The sequence below is a fragment of the Gardnerella sp. 26-12 genome, assembly GCF_001660745.1.
Lineage (GTDB): Bacteria > Actinomycetota > Actinomycetes > Actinomycetales > Bifidobacteriaceae > Bifidobacterium > Bifidobacterium swidsinskii.
Map to the genome: position 1 here is coordinate 1 of NZ_LWSR01000148.1, position 1599 is coordinate 1599.

Annotated in this window: 2 protein-coding genes; both read right to left on the minus strand. The window is 35.5% G+C overall.

Features of this window, described 5'->3' with window-relative positions; all coding sequences use genetic code 11:
- Nucleotides 1–102: 102 nt before the first annotated feature.
- Nucleotides 103–267, minus strand: coding sequence for a hypothetical protein (locus tag A5295_RS06405; RefSeq protein WP_197479841.1), 165 nt, complete (start codon nt 265–267; stop codon nt 103–105).
- A gap of 63 nt (nt 268–330) precedes the next feature.
- Nucleotides 331–1599, minus strand: a 1269-nt coding sequence (locus A5295_RS05935; protein ID WP_231875308.1) for a class I SAM-dependent DNA methyltransferase, incomplete at its 5' end; no start/stop codon positions are given.

A 1599-nucleotide genomic window follows, 5' to 3' on the forward strand; every position in this document is an offset into this window, starting at 1 on the left:
CTTGTAAAATAAGGATATTTTTCCCTTTCACTAAATATAAAATTTTCCTTATCTAACTGAGGGTTATTTATAATGTCAAACAAATCACCAATTCTAAACTCCTTATTCATCCCACTGCACCTCGCCTTTCAAGATTGCACTCACTTTCCACGCCAAATAATCGGCTACCGTTTTCTTAAAGTCTTCTTCCGTAGGCGTAGTATCAATCTTTTTATGCTGGTTGTATGTCCAATCATCACCGTTAATAGTAATAGTGTCTTTTATCACCAACCCATTTACCTCGGTGTAGTAATCAGTTTTTGGCTTTTTACCAAGGCAAATTGCTACAATTTAGTCGTACCTCTCTAGAGCATGGTCAACGTTTCGCAAATTCACTTTTTGTGTTGACTTTTTACGATTTTGCCTTGCATAACCATCATTACTAAAATCAATAAACGTCACCATATCATCCACTTCATGCGCGCGATTTACCTTAAACAAATAGATAGCTGTTTGTACAGAAGACTTACCATTAAATAAATCAGCTGGCATATGGATACTTGCAAGCAACGTATTTTCCTTTAATATATGTTGTGCATACGCTTCACCTTGACCACTACCCGCATTTTCCTGAATTAAAACAGCACCATAACCTGTTTCCATTTTCGATAATGCTTCGTCTACAAAGTTAAGCCCTTTACCCGGTGCAGAATAAGGCGGATTCAGCAAGAATACGTTAGCTGGAAAATTATGCGACTTCATGAAATCAGGAGCTTCCTTATGTGAGTCACCACAAATAATTTGCGACGAACCATCCCCCATAAGAATCATATTCAAAACCGCTAAAATATAAATATTACCAAGAATCTCAATACCCAAAAGTTGATTTTGCTTAATGTTTTTAATTTTGTTATCTAAAACTGTATTATCTTTGATAGTGCTCTTTGCATCATCAATCATTAGCTCCATAGCAGATACAAGAAATCCAGAAGAGCCCATGCAGGTATCCCACACAAAAGAGTCTTTGTTAGTTCTTGCAATTCGTGCCATTAAGTTTGTTACAAAGCGCGGCGTTAAAACGACATCGTTCTTTTTATCATTATCAATCAAAACCCAATCATTAAGGCTGTTTAAGATTTTACCCGTAAAGTCTAAATGAATGTTACTTTCAAGTAATGGTAATATCTCCTCTTTTACCTGCTTATAAACCGCTTTAATTACGCTTTCACCATTCACTGGCTTCCAAAGATCACGCTTTTCAAACACAGGCTTTAAGTAATTATTAACCATCTCAATCTTGTCGCTTGGACATTTCTTCTTTTGCAGGAATGAATTGGTACGATTAAGGATTTTCTTTCCGTCATTATCAATCTCATCATCATTACTATAAAAGTCAGTTACTTCAAGTGGTTTTACGCCTTCTGTGGTAAGACCTGCCATAATCAAGCCACAGAAGAAATAGAGTTTATCATTTGTAGAAAGCAAATTTTTAATAGCAGAATCATCATAAATTCTTTGATGAATGCTTTTAATACTTTGCTCCAGCAACTCCTCTTTATCACGCTTAAGACTTTCAAGTTCTTTATCAGTAAGCAAAAGCCTATCTATCATGTTATAAAG